The sequence below is a fragment of the Anoxybacillus ayderensis genome (genome assembly GCF_000833605.1).
In the GTDB taxonomy this organism is placed as follows: domain Bacteria; phylum Bacillota; class Bacilli; order Bacillales; family Anoxybacillaceae; genus Anoxybacillus; species Anoxybacillus ayderensis.
In genome coordinates, this window is record NZ_JXTG01000016.1 from 1 (window position 1) to 19414 (window position 19414).

Annotated in this window: 25 protein-coding genes; 24 read left to right on the top strand and 1 reads right to left on the bottom strand. The window is 44.2% G+C overall.

Features of this window, described 5'->3' with window-relative positions; all coding sequences use genetic code 11:
• A partial coding sequence (locus tag JV16_RS11650) for a transposase family protein (RefSeq protein ID WP_042535003.1) occupies nucleotides 1-269 on the bottom strand: 269 nt, incomplete at its 3' end.
• Nucleotides 270-543: 274 nt separating this feature from the next.
• Between JV16_RS11650 and JV16_RS11655 the strand changes: the two genes are divergently transcribed.
• The 24 genes from JV16_RS11655 (at nucleotide 544) to JV16_RS11775 (ending at nucleotide 19413) form a co-directional block, all read left to right on the top strand.
• Nucleotides 544-1254 (top strand): metal-dependent hydrolase, encoded by a 711-nt coding sequence (locus tag JV16_RS11655; protein ID WP_152616126.1) that lies wholly within the window; start codon nucleotides 544-546, stop codon nucleotides 1252-1254.
• Nucleotides 1255-1386: 132 nt separating this feature from the next.
• Nucleotides 1387-2010, top strand: a complete 624-nt coding sequence (spoIIR, locus tag JV16_RS11660; RefSeq protein ID WP_021095047.1) for a stage II sporulation protein R — start codon at nucleotides 1387-1389, stop codon at nucleotides 2008-2010.
• 168 nt (nucleotides 2011-2178) lie between these two features.
• Entirely contained in the window at nucleotides 2179-3222 is a 1044-nt protein-coding gene (locus tag JV16_RS11670; protein WP_021095048.1) for an L-threonylcarbamoyladenylate synthase, read from the top strand.
• Between the two features lie 62 nt (nucleotides 3223-3284).
• On the top strand, nucleotides 3285-3830 hold the full coding sequence (locus JV16_RS11675) for a manganese efflux pump MntP (RefSeq protein ID WP_042535956.1): 546 nt from the start codon (nucleotides 3285-3287) through the stop codon (nucleotides 3828-3830).
• A gap of 107 nt (nucleotides 3831-3937) precedes the next feature.
• Entirely contained in the window at nucleotides 3938-4372 is a 435-nt protein-coding gene (locus JV16_RS11680; RefSeq protein ID WP_084220363.1) for a low molecular weight protein arginine phosphatase, read from the top strand.
• Between the two features lie 14 nt (nucleotides 4373-4386).
• Nucleotides 4387-5679: a methyl-accepting chemotaxis protein gene (locus JV16_RS11685; RefSeq protein WP_035064457.1), complete on the top strand. Its 1293-nt coding sequence runs from the start codon at nucleotides 4387-4389 to the stop codon at nucleotides 5677-5679.
• An 87-nt stretch (nucleotides 5680-5766) separates the two neighbouring features.
• Nucleotides 5767-6210 carry a ribose 5-phosphate isomerase B gene (gene rpiB / locus JV16_RS11690; protein WP_006320966.1) on the top strand — a complete coding sequence of 148 codons (444 nt, stop codon included), beginning with the start codon at nucleotides 5767-5769 and terminating at the stop codon, nucleotides 6208-6210.
• 22 nt (nucleotides 6211-6232) lie between these two features.
• Nucleotides 6233-6802 (top strand): TIGR01440 family protein, encoded by a 570-nt coding sequence (locus tag JV16_RS11695; protein WP_239639227.1) that lies wholly within the window; start codon nucleotides 6233-6235, stop codon nucleotides 6800-6802.
• A gap of 72 nt (nucleotides 6803-6874) precedes the next feature.
• A complete protein-coding gene (gene glyA / locus JV16_RS11700) occupies nucleotides 6875-8110 on the top strand; it encodes a serine hydroxymethyltransferase (protein ID WP_009360967.1) in 1236 nt (411 codons plus the stop codon).
• A gap of 98 nt (nucleotides 8111-8208) precedes the next feature.
• Nucleotides 8209-8838 (top strand): uracil phosphoribosyltransferase, encoded by a 630-nt coding sequence (gene upp / locus JV16_RS11705; RefSeq protein ID WP_009360966.1) that lies wholly within the window; start codon nucleotides 8209-8211, stop codon nucleotides 8836-8838.
• Nucleotides 8839-8845: 7 nt separating this feature from the next.
• The gene (gene wecB / locus JV16_RS11710; RefSeq protein ID WP_042535961.1) at nucleotides 8846-10000 is read left to right on the top strand and encodes a non-hydrolyzing UDP-N-acetylglucosamine 2-epimerase; all 1155 of its coding nucleotides are present in this window, start codon (nucleotides 8846-8848) and stop codon (nucleotides 9998-10000) included.
• Between the two features lie 151 nt (nucleotides 10001-10151).
• Nucleotides 10152-10379, top strand: a complete 228-nt coding sequence (locus tag JV16_RS11715; protein ID WP_042535963.1) for an AtpZ/AtpI family protein — start codon at nucleotides 10152-10154, stop codon at nucleotides 10377-10379.
• Complete coding sequence (locus JV16_RS11720) at nucleotides 10376-10753, top strand: ATP synthase subunit I (RefSeq protein ID WP_021095057.1); 378 nt, start codon at nucleotides 10376-10378, stop codon at nucleotides 10751-10753. The genes JV16_RS11715 and JV16_RS11720 overlap by 4 nt, the downstream gene beginning before the upstream one ends.
• 6 nt (nucleotides 10754-10759) lie before the next feature.
• The gene (gene atpB / locus JV16_RS11725; protein ID WP_021095058.1) at nucleotides 10760-11470 is read left to right on the top strand and encodes a F0F1 ATP synthase subunit A; all 711 of its coding nucleotides are present in this window, start codon (nucleotides 10760-10762) and stop codon (nucleotides 11468-11470) included.
• Nucleotides 11471-11522: 52 nt separating this feature from the next.
• The gene (atpE, locus tag JV16_RS11730) at nucleotides 11523-11735 is read left to right on the top strand and encodes a F0F1 ATP synthase subunit C (protein WP_021095059.1); all 213 of its coding nucleotides are present in this window, start codon (nucleotides 11523-11525) and stop codon (nucleotides 11733-11735) included.
• Nucleotides 11736-11882: 147 nt separating this feature from the next.
• A complete protein-coding gene (atpF, locus tag JV16_RS11735; protein ID WP_042536004.1) occupies nucleotides 11883-12389 on the top strand; it encodes a F0F1 ATP synthase subunit B in 507 nt (168 codons plus the stop codon).
• Complete coding sequence (locus tag JV16_RS11740; protein ID WP_021095061.1) at nucleotides 12389-12925, top strand: F0F1 ATP synthase subunit delta; 537 nt, start codon at nucleotides 12389-12391, stop codon at nucleotides 12923-12925. The genes atpF and JV16_RS11740 overlap by 1 nt, the downstream gene beginning before the upstream one ends.
• Nucleotides 12926-12949: 24 nt before the next feature.
• Complete coding sequence (atpA, locus tag JV16_RS11745) at nucleotides 12950-14464, top strand: F0F1 ATP synthase subunit alpha (RefSeq protein ID WP_009360961.1); 1515 nt, start codon at nucleotides 12950-12952, stop codon at nucleotides 14462-14464.
• Nucleotides 14465-14541: 77 nt separating this feature from the next.
• Nucleotides 14542-15402: a F0F1 ATP synthase subunit gamma gene (locus JV16_RS11750; protein WP_042535965.1), complete on the top strand. Its 861-nt coding sequence runs from the start codon at nucleotides 14542-14544 to the stop codon at nucleotides 15400-15402.
• Between the two features lie 28 nt (nucleotides 15403-15430).
• Nucleotides 15431-16852 (top strand): F0F1 ATP synthase subunit beta, encoded by a 1422-nt coding sequence (gene atpD, locus JV16_RS11755; protein WP_021095063.1) that lies wholly within the window; start codon nucleotides 15431-15433, stop codon nucleotides 16850-16852.
• Between the two features lie 24 nt (nucleotides 16853-16876).
• Nucleotides 16877-17281 (top strand): F0F1 ATP synthase subunit epsilon, encoded by a 405-nt coding sequence (locus tag JV16_RS11760; protein ID WP_009360958.1) that lies wholly within the window; start codon nucleotides 16877-16879, stop codon nucleotides 17279-17281.
• A gap of 123 nt (nucleotides 17282-17404) precedes the next feature.
• Nucleotides 17405-17803, top strand: a complete 399-nt coding sequence (locus JV16_RS11765) for an NADH-quinone oxidoreductase subunit A (protein WP_019418627.1) — start codon at nucleotides 17405-17407, stop codon at nucleotides 17801-17803.
• On the top strand, nucleotides 17794-18306 hold the full coding sequence (locus JV16_RS11770; protein WP_006319894.1) for a NuoB/complex I 20 kDa subunit family protein: 513 nt from the start codon (nucleotides 17794-17796) through the stop codon (nucleotides 18304-18306). Before JV16_RS11765 ends, JV16_RS11770 begins: the two co-directional genes overlap by 10 nt.
• Complete coding sequence (locus JV16_RS11775; protein WP_021095064.1) at nucleotides 18307-19413, top strand: NADH-quinone oxidoreductase subunit C; 1107 nt, start codon at nucleotides 18307-18309, stop codon at nucleotides 19411-19413.
• The last annotated feature ends 1 nt before the right edge of the window (nucleotide 19414 follow it).

Consider the following 19414-nt stretch of genomic DNA (forward strand, 5'->3'; position numbering starts at 1 on the left):
TGAATCGATTCCAAAGAGGCGGAAAACACTTGGGAACAATTCCAGCACCGATAGCGCTTTACCTTCACGAACAAGTACACGGGTTGATGGAAAATCGCCAAATCTCGTACTTTTCTTGTCCGTCTGTCGTGGACACAGGAAGTGGCAACCCCACAATGAGGGCAACGTTCCTGTGTCTCTGTTTTCTCTACATGAATCGCATAACCATAGGAAAGAAGTTCTTGTTTAATCACTTTAAATTCTGGCAATCCTAGCGGTATAGAAAGCACTTACGAGACCTCCTTGATGTTTATTTCACCGCTAACATTATTGCCAGGATCTCGTCAGTGCTTTCTCTTTTTTGTCAATAAATCACAAAATTTGGTGATGAACCATATTTTTTATCCAGATAAAATTAAATTCTCACATACTAATTATGGAAATAAAATAGTGTTCTCAGGTATAACATTAATGTACGATAGTATCAGGGGAAATATCTCGCCAGAGGATTCATTAATGAAATTTCAAAAAGTCATAAAGAACGAAATACAGGAGTGATTCGAGGTGGAATATTTGGCAATAGGATTCAATGTTGTTCTAGCAACTTTGCCACATATATTTGTAAGTAGTATAATAACAGCTTTGACTTTATTGAAAGATAATTATACTTTCAGGAAAAAAATAATCATCTTATTATTTAATAGTTTAGTGGTCATTTCCCCTGATATATTGAAAATAATAGGAATACTTTCAGGTCACTCTTTGTTGATGGTTCCAATACTAGCTTTTATTTTTTCGTTTATCTATTCTCGGCTAAATAATGAAAATAAATTCAAGACACTTTGGCTCATTTTTTCTTTAATTATCTTATTCGGACATCTTTTGCTTGACTTCATTGATAATGGAGCAGAATTATTTTATCCCTTTGTCAGAGATTCTATTGATTATACTTTGATTAATAAAATAGATTTAATTTTTATTGCGATTCTTATGACTTCATTTATTCTTCTGTTCTTTTATAAGAAAAAAATTATTTTTGTCATAACGTCATTTTCAATAATTGCTTTGTACCTAGGTATATTAATAGTTTCTAAAGAGTACCTGGAATACAATTTAAGAAAAGAGTTTAAAGATCAAGATATTGTTCTATTGATTACATATCCTGACCATGATTTTAATTGGGAATTTCAAGTAAGAACAAATAGATCAATTGTGGTTGGTAGATCCCCTATATACAAAACAGATATCATTATTGAAAGTAAAACAGAATTTTGACTAGGGAGTAAGTAACTTTGTTAGATCCTTCCTTTTCTTCTATCTCATTTTTTGTTTAATAAGAATAGAAATTCATAGTTTATCAACTTCTCTTTCTGGTTACACTGCATAACAAGAAAGGGGAGGTAAACGATGAACAAATACGTTATCATTTTATATATGACGATCGTGATGATTGGGGGCATTGTCACGATATATGGGCAACAAACAGAGGCGCAAAGCGATGTCGTGATCCCAAACGAAGCGGTACGGTTGCGCATTTTAGCAAATAGCGATTCACCAGAGGATCAAGCGTTAAAACGCGCGGTTCGTGACGCAGTAAATGAACAAATAACAACATGGGTTAGCGACTTAACATCATTTGAAGAAGCGAAACAAGTCATTGCCCAACATGTGCCAGACATTGAACAAACGGTCGCTCGCGTTCTTCGTGAGAAGAAGAGTGATCAGACGTACAACGTGACGTTTGGACGCGTGTCATTTCCGACGAAAATATACGGATCATATATATATCCAGCAGGTGAGTATGATGCTGTATTAATTACGCTTGGCAAAGGGGAAGGAGCAAATTGGTGGTGCGTCTTGTTTCCTCCGCTCTGTTTTCTCGATTTTTCCACAGGTGAAGCCGTTCGTCCTGTGGAAAAACAAATAGAGCAACAAGAACGAATCGATGAACAACCGCTTGTTGTGGAAGACGAACAGCAAATCGAAGTGAAATTTTTCGTTGCGGAAGTATGGAAAAAGCTTATTCAATAACATATCCACAAATTTATCAACAAAAACAAGCGACTTATTCACAATTTGTGGACAATTGTTGTGTATTTTGGGCGAATCTTTTATACTCATTGAAGAAAAAAGTTGTAAAATGCGTGTGGAATGTTGATAAAAAAACAAGCGATTTGAATATTTATTGAGGTGAAAACGTTGAAGACACATGTGTTTTTTGTGGATAAAAATGTGGATGATTTAAATACTTATCCACACATTTTGCAAGCTGCTTCGTATTTACAGCGAGGGGAACTTGTCGCCTTTCCGACAGAAACGGTATATGGTCTTGGGGCGAACGCGATGTCCACAACTGCTGTGGAAAACATTTTTGTTGCGAAAGGAAGACCGAGCGATAATCCACTGATTGTCCACATTGCGACAAAGGAGCAACTGCACGATATTGCCTGCGACATTCCTCCTGTCGCACACACATTGATGGAGCATTTTTGGCCTGGTCCACTAACGCTTATTCTTCCAAAAAAAGAAGCCGTTTCTCCACGTGTGACTGCAGGGTTGAACACGGTAGCCGTTCGCATGCCGAATCATCCGATTGCCCTTGCGCTCATTCAGGCAAGCGGTCTGCCTATTGCTGCGCCAAGTGCGAATCGTTCCGGAAGACCGAGTCCGACGACAGCCAAACATGTGCTTGATGATTTAGATGGGCGCATTGCGGCTATTGTCGATGGAGGGGCAACAGGAGTCGGGGTTGAATCGACGGTTATTGACTGCACGACAGCGATTCCGACGATTTTACGACCGGGTGGCGTAACAAAAGAGGACATTGAACAAGTGATCGGTGTTGTGGATATCGATCGTGCGCTTGTGGAAAAAGGGGCGGTGCCGAAATCTCCGGGAATGAAATATACACATTATGCTCCGAAAGCGCCGTTAATTGTCGTGAACGGTTCTTCGACATTTTTGCAACAACTTGTGAATGAAAAGCGCGCCAACGGCTTAAGAGTAGGAGTGTTGACGACGGAAGAACGTCGTCACACATATGAAGCTGACGTTGTCATTCCTTGTGGACGACGGAACGATTTGCGAACGGTTGCTCAACATTTATATGATGTGCTGCGAGCGTTTGATGAAACGAATGTCGATATCATTTATAGCGAGTCTTTCCCGAATGAAGGAATGGGTGTAGCCATTATGAACCGTTTATTAAAAGCAGCAGGTCATGAACAAGTTATGGAAAAATGACGTCTAAACGCCTTAGGATGTGCATATGTTAACGTGAAGGCACGTCCTAAGGGGGCATTCGTATGATTGGGGAAATGATCACATTAGCGATGATGGCATTTGCGTTAGGGATGGATGCATTTTCAGTCAGCCTCGGCATGGGGTTGCTTCGGCTTCGTTTGAAACAAATCGCCTATATTGGGTTAACGGTCGGTTTTTTTCATATCGTCATGCCTTTAGCAGGCATGATGATTGGGCAGCTATTATCTGTCCAACTCGGTCATATGGCGATGTATATCGGTGGGGGATTGTTGTTTATTCTTGGTGTGCAAATGGTCATCGCTTCGTTTCGTCATGAACAAGAACGTTGGCTGAGGCCTGTTGGCATCGGTTTGTTTTTATTTGCATTTAGCGTCAGCCTCGACAGCTTTTCTGTCGGACTCAGTTTAGGGATTTACGGAGTAGAGATCGTATTAGCGGTCATGGCGTTTGGGGTTACGAGCATGGTGTTGACATGGATTGGGCTGCTTCTTGGGCGGCGTTTTCAACGTTGTTTAGGTACATATAGCGAGGCGCTCGGTGGCGCCATTTTGCTTTTGTTTGCATGCAAACTTTTATTTCCGCTATGAGCTGGAGCGTTTCCAGTTCTTTTTTCTTTTTTTCGCTCTATATTTTGTCCAACTGTTTGCTTTATAATAATAGTAAACATGTGGGAAATGATGCGAGGTGTGAATAAGTGAATCAAACGAACGTTTTGTTTGTATGCACAGGAAATACGTGTCGCAGTCCGATGGCAGAAGCGTTGCTAAAGCATAAACAATTGCCGCATGTGCAAGTGAGATCAGCCGGCATATTTGCGTTTGATGGAAGTGACGCTTCACAACATACGAAAGCTGCGCTCGCTGAAAAAGGAATCCATATCGACCATCGTGCGACGTTATTATCGAAAGAACATATTGATTGGGCGACGTACGTGTTGACGATGACCGAAAGTCATAAACAACATGTGTTAGCGCGTTTCCCAGAGGCAGAAGGAAAAACGTTTACGTTACACGAATTTCTTGGGGGCGATAAAGATGTCATCGATCCGTTTGGTGGCTCCATTGACGTGTATCGTCAAACGCGCGATGAGCTCGAACAAGCAATCGAAAAGCTACATGAAAAGCTATAAAGCAAGGGGGATGTATGATGGGGGGAAAATACACATTTAGCTTACAAAAAAAGCTAGCCATTTTTACAACTGTATTAGCAATCATTACGTATTCAACGAGCGCTTTTTACATTTATGTGCTTTACGACTATGTAAAACAATGGCTTCCGTTTAGTAAAAATACGTTTACAATTTTGACGTTGCTTCTCGGTATTTTTTGGTCTGGTGTCTTAGCATATTTTGCGGCGCGTGTCATTACGAAACCGCTTTCTCAACTAGAGCAAGCAGCGTTAAAAGCGGCGGAAGGTGAAATCGGACAAGATGTGCCTGTGCCAAAATCCGATGATGAAATTCGTGCGCTTGCGCTCGCGTTTAACGATATGTTGCGAAGCTTGCGTGACATGGTGCGCAACATTCAACAAAATTTTGCGCATACGAATGAAAAAGTAGTAGAGATGACAAACGTGTCTCGCGTTGCTGCGGAACAAGCGGAAAACATTGCGCGCACGATTGATGAAATTTCAAAAGGGGCGGACAATTCAGCCGTTGCGATGCAGACGACGGCAGAAGCGGTGGAAGATGTGTTAGCGATCGCAGGGAATGTACAACAAAAAGCGATGCAGTCTGAAAAGCTATCGACCGATATGGTCGAAACGCTTGAACAAAGCCGTCGCGTCATCGGTTCACTCATTGCAGGCATTCAACAATTAGCGAAAAACAACGAAGCATCATTACATGTTGTGCGGCGTTTAGAAGATCATGCGAAAGAAGTCGGGCAAATTATTTCGCTCGTTGGAGATATTGCAGGGCAGACGAATTTACTCGCGCTCAATGCTTCGATTGAGGCGGCGCGTGCTGGTGAACACGGGAAAGGTTTTGCTGTCGTTGCGGAAGAAGTAAGAAAGTTGGCAGATGAAAGCGCCAAAGCAGTACAAGGTATTTCTGAGCTTGTGCAAAACATCCAACATGAAGTAGGAAACGTCGTCAATCAAATTACAGAGCAAGTGAAAAAAGCGAATGATGAGGCGAAAAAAGGAAATGAAACAAACGAAGCGATTTCGCATATGAGCGCATCGATTCATGAAGTGGCAGATGCGGTGAAACAAATCGCCCAACTTGTCGATGAACAAATGAAATACATTCAACAAACATCTGTTCAATCACAAGAGGTTGCGGCGATTGCCGAACAAACGTCGGCCGGTGCTGAAGAAGTGACAGCAGCGACACAAGAACAAACAGCGGTCATTGAAAGCATGCGCGAGCTAGCGACAGAACTTGGAGAACAAGCAGAAAAATTAAAACAAACGATTGCCCGTTTTCGTTTGTAAGCATAATAAATGATGAAAAGACCGTCTCAACCCGTTAAAATGAAAAGAGACGGCTTTTTCTTTATAACGATAAGGAGGGGTTCAAACGTGAAAGTAGCCATTGCATCAGACCATGGTGGCATTCGAATTCGTGAGGAAATCAAAAAACTAATGGATGAAATGGGTATCGAATATACAGACTTTGGGTGTGAGTGTGAAACATCGGTCGATTATCCAGATTATGCTCTGCCAGTTGCGCAAAAAGTGGCGAGCGGTGAATTTGACCGCGGGATTTTAATTTGCGGAACAGGAATCGGCATGAGCATCGCAGCAAACAAAGTGAAAGGAATTCGTTGCGCCCTCGTTCATGACGTATTTAGTGCAAAAGCGACGCGCGAGCATAACGACAGCAATATATTAGCGATGGGAGAGCGCGTCATCGGACCAGGATTGGCACGAGAAATTGCAAAAGTATGGTTGACGACTCCGTTTGAAGGAGGCCGTCACGAAAAACGCATTCAAAAAATTTCTGCTTATGAAAACGAGCAATAAAGGTGGGAGTAGCGTGACGGACATGGAACGATGGCGCAATGAATGGCAAACGGCGCTAGCTGAGTTTCGTGCACAAGTGCCGCTAACGGACAAAGATGTTGTCGTCATTGGATGTAGCACAAGTGAAGTCATTGGGGAAAAAATTGGGACGGCAGGAACGATGGACGTGGCGGCCATGTTATTTCAAGAACTAAAACGGTGGCACGACGAAACGGGGGTACAGCTTGCGTTTCAATGTTGTGAACATTTAAACCGCGCATTAGTTGTGGAACGACAAACAGCTGTGACAAAGCAGCTTGAAATCGTGACGGTCATTCCGGTTCGCCACGCTGGTGGAGCGATGGCGGCATATGCATATACGCAATTTCGCGATCCTGTCGTTGTTGAACATATTCGGGCAGATGCGGGCATCGACATCGGCGCTACATTAATTGGCATGCATTTAAAGCACGTCGCTGTTCCTGTGCGAACATCGATCAAACAAATTGGACATGCGACGCTCACATTTGCGAAAACACGACCGAAACTGATCGGGGGCGAGCGCGCCGTATATTCGCAAGAAAAGGCGAACAAATCATGTTCAATCGGTTAAATTTGTTCACTTTTTCATTTGAAAATGTGTTAAGATAAAAAAGAATATTCACACTTTAGGGGAGGATTGTCAATGAGTCGCTTGTCACAGCAAGATCCGCAAGTATTTCAAGCTATTCAAGATGAATTAAAACGACAACAAACGAAAATTGAATTAATTGCATCAGAAAACTTCGTTAGCGAAGCGGTCATGGAAGCGCAAGGGTCGGTATTAACGAACAAGTATGCAGAAGGATATCCGGGACGTCGCTATTACGGTGGTTGTGAACATGTTGACGTCGTTGAAGAGCTTGCGCGTGAGCGTGCAAAACAATTGTTCGGAGCCGAGCATGCAAATGTTCAGCCGCACTCAGGAGCGCAAGCGAACATGGCTGTATATTTTACCATTTTAGAGCACGGTGATACGGTACTTGGCATGAACTTATCACACGGAGGGCATTTGACGCACGGTAGCCCGGTTAACTTTAGCGGCATACAATACAATTTTATTGAGTATGGCGTCGATCCAGAAACGCACCGTATTAACTACGATGACGTTCGTGAAAAAGCATTAAAACATAAACCGAAATTAATCGTTGCTGGGGCAAGCGCGTATCCTCGCACGATTGACTTTGCGAAGTTTCGTGAAATTGCCGATGAAGTAGGCGCTTATTTCATGGTCGATATGGCACATATCGCTGGGCTTGTTGCGGCAGGGTTGCATCCAAATCCTGTTCCTTATGCTCATTTTGTGACGACAACAACACATAAAACGTTGCGCGGTCCACGCGGGGGAATGATTTTATGCCAAGAGCAATTTGCAAAACAAATTGATAAAGCGATTTTCCCAGGCATTCAAGGCGGTCCGCTCATGCATGTCATCGCTGCCAAAGCTGTTGCGCTCGGAGAGGCGTTGCAAGATGATTTCAAAACATATGCGCAAAACATCGTGAACAACGCCAAACGGTTAGCAGAAGCGTTAACGGCAGAAGGGTTTACACTCGTTTCTGGCGGAACGGACAACCATCTATTGTTAATTGACTTGCGTTCGATCGGATTAACAGGAAAAGTTGCTGAGAAAGTGCTCGATGAAATCGGCATCACCGTGAATAAAAATACGATTCCATACGATCCAGAAAGCCCGTTTGTCACAAGCGGTATTCGCATCGGTACAGCGGCCGTAACAAGCCGCGGCTTTGGTCTTGAGGAAATGGATGAAATTGCGCGCATCATTTCCATTGCGCTCAAACATAAAGACGATGAACAAAAATTAGACGAAGCGCGCCGCCGCGTTGCAGCATTGACAGAAAAATTCCCATTGTACGTATAACGACAGGTGTCCCGACTGGGGCACCTTTTCTTCGGTTGAATCATCGTCTGTTTTTATGTAAAATTTACAAGAATGCATATGAAAAAGGAGCGATTGACATGAGTAAAGTGTACGTATTTGATCATCCGTTAATTCAACATAAGCTTACATACATTCGCGACAAACATACAGGAACAAAAGAGTTCCGTGAGCTTGTCGAAGAAGTAGCGACGCTCATGGCATTTGAAATTACACGCGATTTGCCGCTTCAAGAAGTTGAAATCGAAACGCCTGTCAGCAAAGCAAAAGCGAAAGTGATCGCAGGAAAAAAATTAGGCATCATCCCGATTTTACGTGCAGGAATCGGAATGGTTGACGGGATTTTAAAGCTTATTCCAGCCGCAAAAGTTGGACATATCGGTCTATATCGCGATCCGGAAACGTTAAAACCGGTCGAATATTACGTGAAACTTCCAACGGATGTTGAAGAACGCGACTTCATTGTCGTCGATCCGATGCTTGCGACAGGTGGATCCGCTGTGGAAGCCATTCATGCGTTGAAAAAACGTGGCGCAAAAAACATTAAATTTATGTGTTTAATTGCTGCGCCAGAAGGAGTCGAAGCGGTGCAACAAGCGCATCCGGACGTCGATATTTATATCGCTGCGTTAGATGAAAAGTTAAACGATCACGGCTATATTGTGCCAGGTCTTGGCGATGCTGGAGACCGTCTATTTGGAACGAAGTAAGGTGGGTATGATGAATAAACGAAAAGTGATGACCATTTTCGGGACGAGACCGGAAGCGATCAAAATGGCTCCGCTCGTTTTAGAGTTGCAAAAGTACGAAGACATTGAATCGATTGTGACTGTGACAGCACAACATCGCCAAATGCTTGATCAAGTGCTCGATATTTTTGGCATTCAACCAGATTATGATTTAAACATTATGAAAGAGCGCCAAACGCTTGTCGATATTACGACAAGGGCGCTTGCTGGCTTGGACGATGTTATGAAAAAAGTACAGCCTGACATCGTGCTCGTTCATGGCGACACGACAACGACATTTGTCGCGAGTCTGGCGGCGTTTTACAACCAAATTGCAGTCGGACACGTGGAAGCAGGGCTTAGAACGTGGAATAAGTACTCGCCATTTCCGGAAGAAATGAATCGGCAATTGACGGGGGTATTAGCTGACTTGCATTTTGCTCCAACCGCGAAAGCCGCGGAAAATTTACGAGCGGAAAACAAGCGGGACGACGCCATTTTTATTACCGGCAACACCGCGATTGACGCGTTAAAAACGACGGTGCGCGACACGTATACCCACCCGATTTTAGAAAAGGTAGCGGGAAGCCGTATGATTTTACTGACGGCGCATCGCCGCGAAAACCTCGGTGAACCGATGCGTAATATGTTCCGGGCGATTAAACGGCTCGTAGACGATTACCGCGACGTTCAAGTTGTTTATCCCGTTCATTTAAATCCGGTCGTTCGCGAATTGGCGAATGATATATTAGGAGACGATGAACGCATTCATTTAATCGAACCGTTAGATGTCGTAGATTTCCATAACTTCGCAGCCCGTGCATATATGATTTTAACCGATTCAGGCGGCGTTCAAGAAGAAGCGCCTTCTCTCGGTGTTCCTGTCCTCGTGTTGCGCGATACGACAGAGCGTCCGGAAGGGATCGAGGCGGGAACGCTAAAATTAGCTGGAACGGACGAACAAACGATTTACAAGTTAGCTAGCGAGCTACTGACGGACGAAAAAGCATATGACCAAATGGCGAAAGCGTCAAATCCGTACGGTGACGGATGGGCATCAAAGCGGATTGTCGAAGCGATTCGTTATTATTTCGGGCAAAGCGATGTTTTGCCGACGCCATTTCAACACGAAAAAGGGATGTGATGACGCATCCCTTTTTTCTACCAAAAATTTCCCTACTTTTGTGATCGAACGCATTGACATCACGTTTTCACTATTGTATGCTTACAAAGGGGTAAGGATAACCTTCTTGAAAAATACAGTAAATTCTGAAAATGAAAAGTGAGGCTTTCGTATGCGGCAACGTGAGCGCCATCCGTTTCGGGCAATCGGCTTGATGACGGGGATATCTTCCCAGCTTGTCGGGTCCGTCTTAGTTGGGATTTTTGGAGGACGTTTTGTCGACGAACACTTTGGTACTGAACCGCTCTTTTTAATTGTCGGCTTGTTGCTCGGCTTAGCGGCTGGTGTTTACGCAATGATTCGCCTCATTCGCTCATTTTTTTCAGGAGAGGAAAAATGAACGAACTGCAGCAGCATTGGCGACGTCACAAATCATACATACTATATTTGTTGGCACTTTATGTATTAGGATGGGGTTTTTCGTCATACGAAAAAATATTTTTAAGTTTAATTATAGGAACGATTGTCGGCTTATTTAATACGTGGACGCTCATTAGAAGGGTTGAGCGACTAGGACGAGCTGTTATTCTAGGGAGACGAGTAGTTTCACTTGGCATGCTCTCACGTATGGCGGCCGCTACATTGGGTGCCATTTTTGCGTTGCGTTATCCAGAACACTTGTCGATCGTTTGGATAGTGGTAGGATTAATGACATCTTATGTTGTCATTATGATAGATTTCTTTTTTCAAAAAAACAAAGGGGAAGAGAGGTGAGTAAAGGTGCATCATGAAGCTCCTCTGTATGAATTGTTTGGATTAACCTTTAATTTGTCAAACGTAATGATGATTACGGTTACATCCGCCATCGTTTTTGTGATCGCTTTATTGGCTACCCGCAACTTGTCGATGAAACCAACTGGCATGCAAAATTTTCTTGAGTGGGTTATGGATTTTGTTAAAGGAATTATTAAAAGCAACATGGATTGGCAAACAGGCGGGAGATTCCAAGTTTTAGGTGTTACACTAATTATGTATATTTTTGTAGCCAATATGCTTGGTCTACCTTTTGCGGTCGTCATTAACGACGAACTATGGTGGAAGTCCCCGACTGCTGATCCTGTGATCACACTTACACTAGCTACAATGGTAGTTGGATTGTCTCACTATTACGGCATTAAAATGAAAGGGTTAAAAGGATATGCCGAAGGTTTTGTCAGCCCGATGCCGTTTTTGTTCCCATTGAAGATTATTGAGGAGTTTGCGAATACCCTGACGCTCGGTCTCCGTTTATACGGAAACATTTTCGCGGGTGAAATTTTGTTAGGATTGTTGGCTGGTAGTCTAGCGACTGGATTTGCTGGCACGGTTGTAGCGATCATTCCTACAATTGTATGGCAAGCGTTTAGTATTTTCGTTGGTGCGATTCAAGCATTTATTTTTACTATGTTAACAATGGTTTATATGTCTCACAAAGTGAGCCATGACCATTAGAATATATTAACAACTTTGTTCTCAAAAAACAGCATTTAAGGAGGAGTTAAATATGGGAGCTTTAGCAGCTGCAATTGCAATCGGTTTAGCAGCACTTGGTGCAGGATTTGGTAACGGTATGATTGTCAGTCGTACAGTAGAGGGAATTGCTCGTCAACCTGAGGCTCGTGGAGCACTTCAAACGACGATGTTCATCGGGGTAGCACTAGTCGAAGCGATTCCGATTATCGCGGTTGTCGTAGCGTTCATGGTTATGGGTATGTAATTGTCAAAGTGAACTTATACGAAACGGTTCAATAATGGCGAAGTCCGTCTCATACGAGAACCTTCGCCATTCCTTTATGTTCGTACGCACACGCTCCGAGCGATATTCGGGCGATTTTTGAAGGGAGTGAAACGCGCGGTGGTAAACATGTTTGTATTAGGTGCTGGTGGACATGGGTTCAACGGTGGTGATATTGCATTCCAATTACTCATGTTCCTCTTGCTCATGTTTTTGCTACGTAAATATGCATTTGGGCCGTTAATGGGCGTCATGAAGCAACGCGAAGAGCATATTGCGAACGAAATCGAGCAAGCAGAAAAACATCATCAAGAAGCGAAAAAGCTTGCAGAAGAGCAACGTGAATTAATGAAAAAATCGCGCCAAGAAGCGCAAGCGCTTATCGAGGAAGCACGTAAGCTTGGTGAAGAGCAAAAAGAGCAAATCATTCAAGCGGCGCGCGCCGAAGCGGAGCGCTTAAAAGAAGTCGCGAAACAAGAAATCGCGCAAGAGAAAGAACAAGCGATGGCAGCGTTACGCCAACAAGTTGCTTCCTTATCCGTACTTATTGCATCGAAAGTAATTGAAAAAGAATTGAGCGAACAAGATCAAGCAAAGCTGATTAGCGAATATATTCAAGAGGTAGGAGAACGCTGATGAACAAACAAGTCGTAGCGAAACGATATGCGTCGGCACTTTTTGAAATTGCGAAAGAACAACAGCTTCTTGATCAGCTCGAACAGGAACTTCGCGTCGTTAAACAAGTATTTGCACAAAATGAAGCGCTTCTTTCTGTATTGAACCATCCGAAAGTTGCGCTAGCGAAAAAGAAAGCGCTCATCCAAGAAGCGTTTGCAAGCGTTTCAAATGTACTGCAGCATACGTTTATGTTGCTTTTAGATCGTCATCGCATCGACATTGTAGAAGACTTAGTAGATGCTTTCATTACGCTAGCGAATGAGGCGCGCGGTGTAGCTGAAGCGATCGTTTATTCGGCTCGTCCATTAACGGAAGACGAAACGAAGGCGCTTGCAGAAGTGTTTGCGAAAAAAGTCGGCGTCGACACGCTTCGCATCACAAACATCATCGATAAAGATGTGATCGGTGGGGTAAAAGTGCGCATCGGCAACCGCATTTTCGACGGAAGCGTCAGCGGAAAATTAGCAAGATTACAGCGACAGTTAACTCGCTAACATTTATAGATAGGGGTGAAATGCATGAGCATCAAAGCGGAAGAAATTAGCGCGCTGATAAAAAAGCAAATCGAAAACTATCAGTCTGAAATCGAAGTGAGCGATGTCGGTACAGTCATTCAAGTCGGTGACGGAATCGCTCGTGCTCATGGCCTCGACAACGTCATGTCAGGAGAGCTTGTTGAGTTTGCCAACGGCGTCATGGGACTGGCGCTAAACTTAGAGGAAAACAACGTCGGTATCGTTATTTTAGGACCGTACACAGGCATTAAAGAAGGCGACGAAGTACGTCGTACAGGTCGTATTATGGAAGTGCCAGTTGGAGAGGCGTTAATCGGTCGCGTCGTAAATCCATTAGGACAACCAGTAGACGGATTAGGTCCAATTGAAACGACTGAAACACGTCCGATTGAAAGCCCAGCACCTGGCGTTATGGATCGTAAATCCGTTCATGAGCCATTACAAACGGGAATTAAGGCGATTGACGCGCTTGTGCCAATCGGTCGCGGCCAACGTGAGTTAATTATCGGAGACCGTCAAACAGGAAAAACGTCCGTTGCAGTAGATACAATCATTAACCAAAAAGGAAAAAACATGATTTGTATTTACGTTGCCATTGGGCAAAAAGAATCAACGGTTCGTAACGTCGTTGAAACGTTGCGCAAATACGGTGCATTAGATTACACAATCGTCGTGACGGCTTCTGCATCACAGCCAGCTCCACTTTTATTCTTAGCGCCATATGCGGGCGTAACGATGGGCGAATACTTCATGTACAAAGGACAACACGTGCTTGTTGTATATGATGACTTATCGAAACAAGCGGCAGCTTACCGTGAGCTTTCGTTATTATTACGCCGTCCGCCAGGTCGTGAAGCGTATCCGGGTGACGTATTCTACTTGCATTCTCGCTTGCTTGAGCGCGCAGCAAAATTAAGCGATGCAAAAGGTGCAGGCTCATTAACAGCGTTACCTTTCGTTGAAACGCAAGCGGGCGACATTTCGGCATACATTCCGACGAACGTCATTTCTATTACAGACGGACAAATTTTCTTGCAGTCTGATTTGTTCTTCTCTGGTGTGCGTCCAGCGATTAACGCCGGTCTTTCCGTATCGCGCGTCGGTGGGGCAGCACAAATTAAAGCGATGAAAAAAGTATCAGGTACGTTGCGTCTTGACTTAGCGGCATATCGTGAGCTAGAGGCGTTCGCGCAGTTCGGTTCCGACCTTGATAAAGCGACACAAGCAAAACTTGCTCGCGGTGCGCGCACAGTTGAAGTGTTAAAACAAGGTTTACATGAGCCGCTGCCAGTTGAAAAGCAAGTAGCGATCATTTATGCATTAACGCGCGGTTTCTTAGACGATATTCCAGTCGAAGATATTCGCCGCTTTGAAAAAGAGTTCCATGCATGGTTAGATAAGGACGAGAACGGTCAAAAGCTAATGGAGCATATTCGCACAACAGGCGATCTTCCAAACGAAGAAGACTTCAATAAAGCAATTGAAGCGTTCAAAAAGACGTTTGTTGTATCCGAGTAACAAAAGTAAAGTGGAGAGCGGAACAGCATGGCTGTTCCGTCCCTTTCAACAATTGAGCGAAAAAGGTGGTGAAACCTTTGGGAGCATCGTTACGCGATATTAAAGCGCGCATTAATACGACAAAAAAGACGAGCCAAATTACGAAAGCGATGGAAATGGTCTCGGCCTCAAAATTAAACCGTGCTGAACATAATGCGAGATCGTTCACGCCGTACATGGAAAAAATTGAAGAAGTCGTCGCGAGCGTTGCACTTGGCAGCAATGACGCTTCTCATCCGATGCTTGTGAAGCGCCCAGTCAAAAAGACGGGATATTTAGTCATTACGTCTGACCGCGGTTTAGCAGGTGCTTACAACAGCAACGTGCTCCGTACGGTATACCAAACGATTCAAGAGCGTCACCGTTCAACAGAGGAATATGCGATCATCGCAATCGGCCGCGTCGGTTTAAATTTCTTTAAACGACGCAACATCCCGGTAGCTTTACATATTACCGGTTTGCCAGATCAACCGACGTTTGCGGATATTAAAGAAATTGCGAACAAAACTGTCAATATGTTTGCGGATGGCACGTTTGATGAACTGTATATGTTTTACAACCATTTCGTGAGCCCTATTCAACAAGATGTAACGGAGAAAAAGCTATTGCCGTTAACGGACTTAGCATCCGATAAAAAGTTGACAGCTTACGAATTCGAGCCGTCGCAAGAAGAAATTTTAGAAGTGTTGTTGCCGCAATACGCTGAAAGTTTAATTTACGGTGCTTTGCTAGATGCAAAAGCGAGCGAGCATGCTGCGCGGATGACAGCGATGAAAAACGCAACAGACAACGCAAAAGAATTGATTCGGACGCTTACACTTTCTTACAACCGTGCCCGTCAAGCAGCGATTACGCAAGAAATTACAGAGATTGTGGCCGGAGCGAACGCATTGCAATAAGGTTGATTAGCAGTTAGGAGGGAAAACGATGGCAAAAGGACGCGTTATTCAAGTTATGGGTCCTGTTGTAGACGTCAAGTTCGAAGACGGACACTTACCTGCGATTTACAACGCCCTAAAAATTAAACATAAAGCGCGTAGCGAAAAAGAAGTCGATATCGACTTAACGTTAGAAGTAGCCCTTCACCTTGGGGATGACACAGTGCGCACAATTGCGATGTCAACGACTGACGGATTAGTGCGTGGAATGGAAGTCATCGATACGGGAGCACCGATTTCTGTTCCTGTCGGTGAAGTCACGCTCGGACGCGTATTTAACGTATTAGGAGAGCCGATTGACTTAGGAGAAGAAATTCCAGCAGACGCTCGTCGCGATGCAATTCACCGTCCAGCACCAAAATTCGAACAACTTTCAACACAAGTTGAAATTCTTGAAACAGGAATTAAAGTTGTAGACCTTCTTGCCCCTTATATTAAAGGTGGAAAAATCGGTTTGTTCGGTGGTGCAGGGGTAGGAAAAACGGTTTTAATCCAAGAGTTAATTAACAACATCGCGCAAGAGCACGGTGGTATTTCCGTATTCGCCGGCGTTGGTGAGCGTACGCGCGAAGGAAACGACTTGTACCATGAAATGAAAGACTCTGGCGTTATTAACAAAACAGCGATGGTATTCGGTCAGATGAACGAGCCACCTGGAGCACGTATGCGCGTTGCGCTAACAGGATTAACAATGGCGGAATATTTCCGTGATGAGCAAGGACAAGACGTATTGTTTTTCATCGACAACATTTTCCGTTTCACGCAAGCAGGTTCAGAAGTTTCTGCCCTATTAGGACGCATGCCTTCAGCGGTAGGTTACCAACCAACACTTGCGACAGAAATGGGTCAATTACAAGAGCGTATTACATCAACAGCTGTCGGTTCGGTTACGTCGATCCAAGCGATTTACGTTCCAGCGGACGACTACACTGACCCAGCGCCAGCGACAACGTTCGCGCACTTAGATGCGACAACAAACTTAGAGCGTAAATTATCAGAGATGGGTATTTACCCAGCGGTAGACCCGCTTGCATCGACATCTCGTGCGCTTTCACCAGAAATTGTTGGAGAAGAGCATTACCAAGTGGCGCGCAAAGTGCAACAAACGTTGCAACGCTATAAAGAATTACAAGACATTATCGCCATTCTTGGTATGGATGAGCTTTCAGAAGAAGATAAACTTGTCGTTCATCGCGCTCGTCGCATTCAGTTCTTCTTATCACAAAACTTCCACGTCGCTGAACAGTTTACAGGGCAACCAGGTTCATACGTACCTGTAAAAGAGACAGTTCGTGGCTTTAAAGAAATTTTGGAAGGAAAATATGACCATCTTCCAGAAGATGCGTTCCGCTTAGTTGGTCGCATTGAAGAAGTAATTGAAAAAGCGAGAAAAATGGGCGTAGAAGTTTAATAAGGGACCGAGGAGGATTTTTTCATGAAGACGATTAAAGTCAGTGTCGTAACTCCGGACGGCCCAGTGTATGAAGCGGATGTGGAAATGGTAAGCGCTAAAGCGCAAAGCGGCGAACTCGGCGTGTTGCCAGGGCACATTCCGATGGTCGCACCGCTAGAAATTGGCGCGGTTCGTTTGAAAAAAGGAAACGCGACTGAACTTGTGGCGGTGAGCGGTGGCTTTTTAGAAGTTCGCCCTGATCGTGTGACGATTTTAGCGCAAGCAGCAGAACGCGCAGAAAATATTGACGTTGCGCGCGCAAAAGCGGCGAAAGAGCGGGCTGAACGCCGCTTGCAAGCGAAGCAAGATGACATTGATCATAAACGGGCGGAATTAGCTTTACGCCGTGCGATTAACCGTTTAAATGTTGCGAATCGCAATTTTTAACCCTAGGAGCATCGTCTCTTAGGGTTTTTTTGTTTATTTTTGGAACAAGTTTTATCGACACATATGTGAAGAAGTGATATAATGTTATCGGTTACAGTCTTAATAGTGTGACGTTTTTGAAAAATGTGTATAAAGTCACAAAGGGGTGGGACATCGTTGAACGTTTATGTAAACAGTTATGTAGTCGTCTTTGTGTTTCTTTGTTTAGGCATTTTACTTCCAATCGTTGCGCTTACGGCGGGTCGTTTTCTACGTCCACATGCGCCAAATGCAGCGAAACAAACAACGTACGAAAGCGGATTAGATCCGTTCCACGATTCACGCGTGCAGTTTAACATACGGTATTACATTTTTGCGTTATTGTTCGTCATTTTTGACGTAGAGACTGTATTTTTATATCCGTGGGCGGTGGCGTTTGAAAAGCTCGGTGCATTTGCGCTCATTGAAATGCTCATTTTCGTCGTCATGTTGTTGATTGGACTTGTGTATGCTTGGAAGAAGAAGGTGTTAAAATGGATGTAAAATTGTTGAACGTATCAGATCAAGAAATGGAAGAAATGCGTCGCAACGTTTTTTTAACGACGTTAGAACAGCTTAAAGCATGGGCGCGCAGCAACTCGTTATGGCCGCTCACGTTCGGTCTTGCCTGTTGTGCGATTGAAATGATGGGGGTTGGCTCTTCGCATTACGATTTAGATCGTTTTGGTTCTTTTTTCCGTACATCCCCTCGTCAATCAGACGTCATGATCGTCTCTGGAACGGTGACGAAAAAAATGGCGCCAATTGTTCGTCGTTTATACGATCAAATGCCTGAACCGAAATGGGTGATTGCGATGGGATCTTGTGCGACAGCAGGCGGTCCGTATGTGAAATCGTATTGCGTCGTAAAAGGTGTCGATCAAATTGTACCGGTTGACGTATATATTCCAGGCTGTCCGCCAAATCCAGCTGCATTAATTTATGGCATTAACAAACTAAAAGAAAAAATTCGCTACGAAGCGAAAACAGGAAAGAAGGTGCTGTAAATGAGTGATGAAAAAGATTTACAGCAACTAAAAAAAGAGGCGGCGGAACGGGCGAAACAATTAGCGAAAGAGCGACTTGCGGCGAAGCAAGCAGCGGAACAAACTGAGCCTCCGCTCGAAAGTGAAGAAGACCTTGCGCTAGCGAAGAAAAAAGCGGCAGCAGCGGCAAAAGCGAAAGCTGCAGCGTTAGCGAAACAAAAAGCAGCGGAGTCGGGAGAATTAAGCGAAGAAGACCTTGCGCTAGCGAAGAAAAAAGCGGCAGCGGCAGCGAAAGCGAAAGCTGCGGCGTTAGCGAAACAAAAAGCAGCGGAGTCAGGAGAATTAAGCGAAGAAGAATTAGCGAAGAAAAAAGCAGCAGCAGCGGCAAAAGCGAAAGCCGCAGCGTTAGCGAAACAAAAAGCGGCGGAGTCGGGAGAATTAAGCGAAGAAGAATTAGCGAAGAAAAAAGCGGCAGCAGCAGCGAAAGCAAAAGCCGCAGCGCTAGCGAAACAAAAAGCAGCGGAGTCAGGAGAATTAAGCGAAGAAGAATTGGCAAAGAAAAAAGCGGCAGCAGCGGCGAAAGCGAAAGCTGCAGCGGCAGCAAAAGCAAAAAGTGCAGATGTCGCTGAAGAAAAAGAGGAAAAACCGTCACCAAATCAGCCATATCTCGACAAATACGTCAAAGTCATTGAAGAACATCTCGGAAAAGACGTATTAGAAAACGCTTACATTAATCGTTTGTCGAAAGATGTGCCGACGCTTGTTGTGAAGAAAGATACATATTTTAAAGTGGCTGAGTTTTTAAAATATAATGAGCAGCTAAGTTTTGATTATTTATCAGAATTGCACGGAACGGACTTTCAAACGCATATGGAAGTGTATGTGCACTTATATTCGTATAAAAATCGCCAATCAGTTGCGTTGAAAGTAAAAATTGATCGCGATCAACCGGTCATTGACTCGCTCGTTCCGCTTTGGCCAGGGGCAAATTGGCCGGAGTGTGAGGCGTATGATTTGCTTGGCATTCGTTTTGAAGGTCATCCACAACTCATTCGCATTTTCTTAGGGGAAAACTGGGTCGGCTATCCGCTTCGGAAAGATTACGAGCCGTACGATATGGAGGGTTAAG

Coding starts and splice junctions, on each gene's coding strand:
- glyA (WP_009360967.1), top strand. CDS start 6,875: ATGAGTCGCTTGTCACAGCAAGATCCGCAAGTATTTCAAGCTATTCAA.
- atpF (WP_042536004.1), top strand. CDS start 11,883: ATGTTTGTATTAGGTGCTGGTGGACATGGGTTCAACGGTGGTGATATT.
- JV16_RS11720 (WP_021095057.1), top strand. CDS start 10,376: ATGAACGAACTGCAGCAGCATTGGCGACGTCACAAATCATACATACTA.
- JV16_RS11765 (WP_019418627.1), top strand. CDS start 17,405: ATGTGTATAAAGTCACAAAGGGGTGGGACATCGTTGAACGTTTATGTA.
- JV16_RS11740 (WP_021095061.1), top strand. CDS start 12,389: ATGAACAAACAAGTCGTAGCGAAACGATATGCGTCGGCACTTTTTGAA.
- JV16_RS11695 (WP_239639227.1), top strand. CDS start 6,233: ATGGAACGATGGCGCAATGAATGGCAAACGGCGCTAGCTGAGTTTCGT.
- JV16_RS11685 (WP_035064457.1), top strand. CDS start 4,387: ATGATGGGGGGAAAATACACATTTAGCTTACAAAAAAAGCTAGCCATT.
- wecB (WP_042535961.1), top strand. CDS start 8,846: ATGATGAATAAACGAAAAGTGATGACCATTTTCGGGACGAGACCGGAA.
- JV16_RS11675 (WP_042535956.1), top strand. CDS start 3,285: ATGATTGGGGAAATGATCACATTAGCGATGATGGCATTTGCGTTAGGG.
- spoIIR (WP_021095047.1), top strand. CDS start 1,387: ATGAACAAATACGTTATCATTTTATATATGACGATCGTGATGATTGGG.
- upp (WP_009360966.1), top strand. CDS start 8,209: ATGAGTAAAGTGTACGTATTTGATCATCCGTTAATTCAACATAAGCTT.
- atpD (WP_021095063.1), top strand. CDS start 15,431: ATGGCAAAAGGACGCGTTATTCAAGTTATGGGTCCTGTTGTAGACGTC.
- JV16_RS11770 (WP_006319894.1), top strand. CDS start 17,794: ATGGATGTAAAATTGTTGAACGTATCAGATCAAGAAATGGAAGAAATG.
- JV16_RS11775 (WP_021095064.1), top strand. CDS start 18,307: ATGAGTGATGAAAAAGATTTACAGCAACTAAAAAAAGAGGCGGCGGAA.
- atpE (WP_021095059.1), top strand. CDS start 11,523: ATGGGAGCTTTAGCAGCTGCAATTGCAATCGGTTTAGCAGCACTTGGT.
- atpA (WP_009360961.1), top strand. CDS start 12,950: ATGAGCATCAAAGCGGAAGAAATTAGCGCGCTGATAAAAAAGCAAATC.
- JV16_RS11715 (WP_042535963.1), top strand. CDS start 10,152: ATGCGGCAACGTGAGCGCCATCCGTTTCGGGCAATCGGCTTGATGACG.
- JV16_RS11760 (WP_009360958.1), top strand. CDS start 16,877: ATGAAGACGATTAAAGTCAGTGTCGTAACTCCGGACGGCCCAGTGTAT.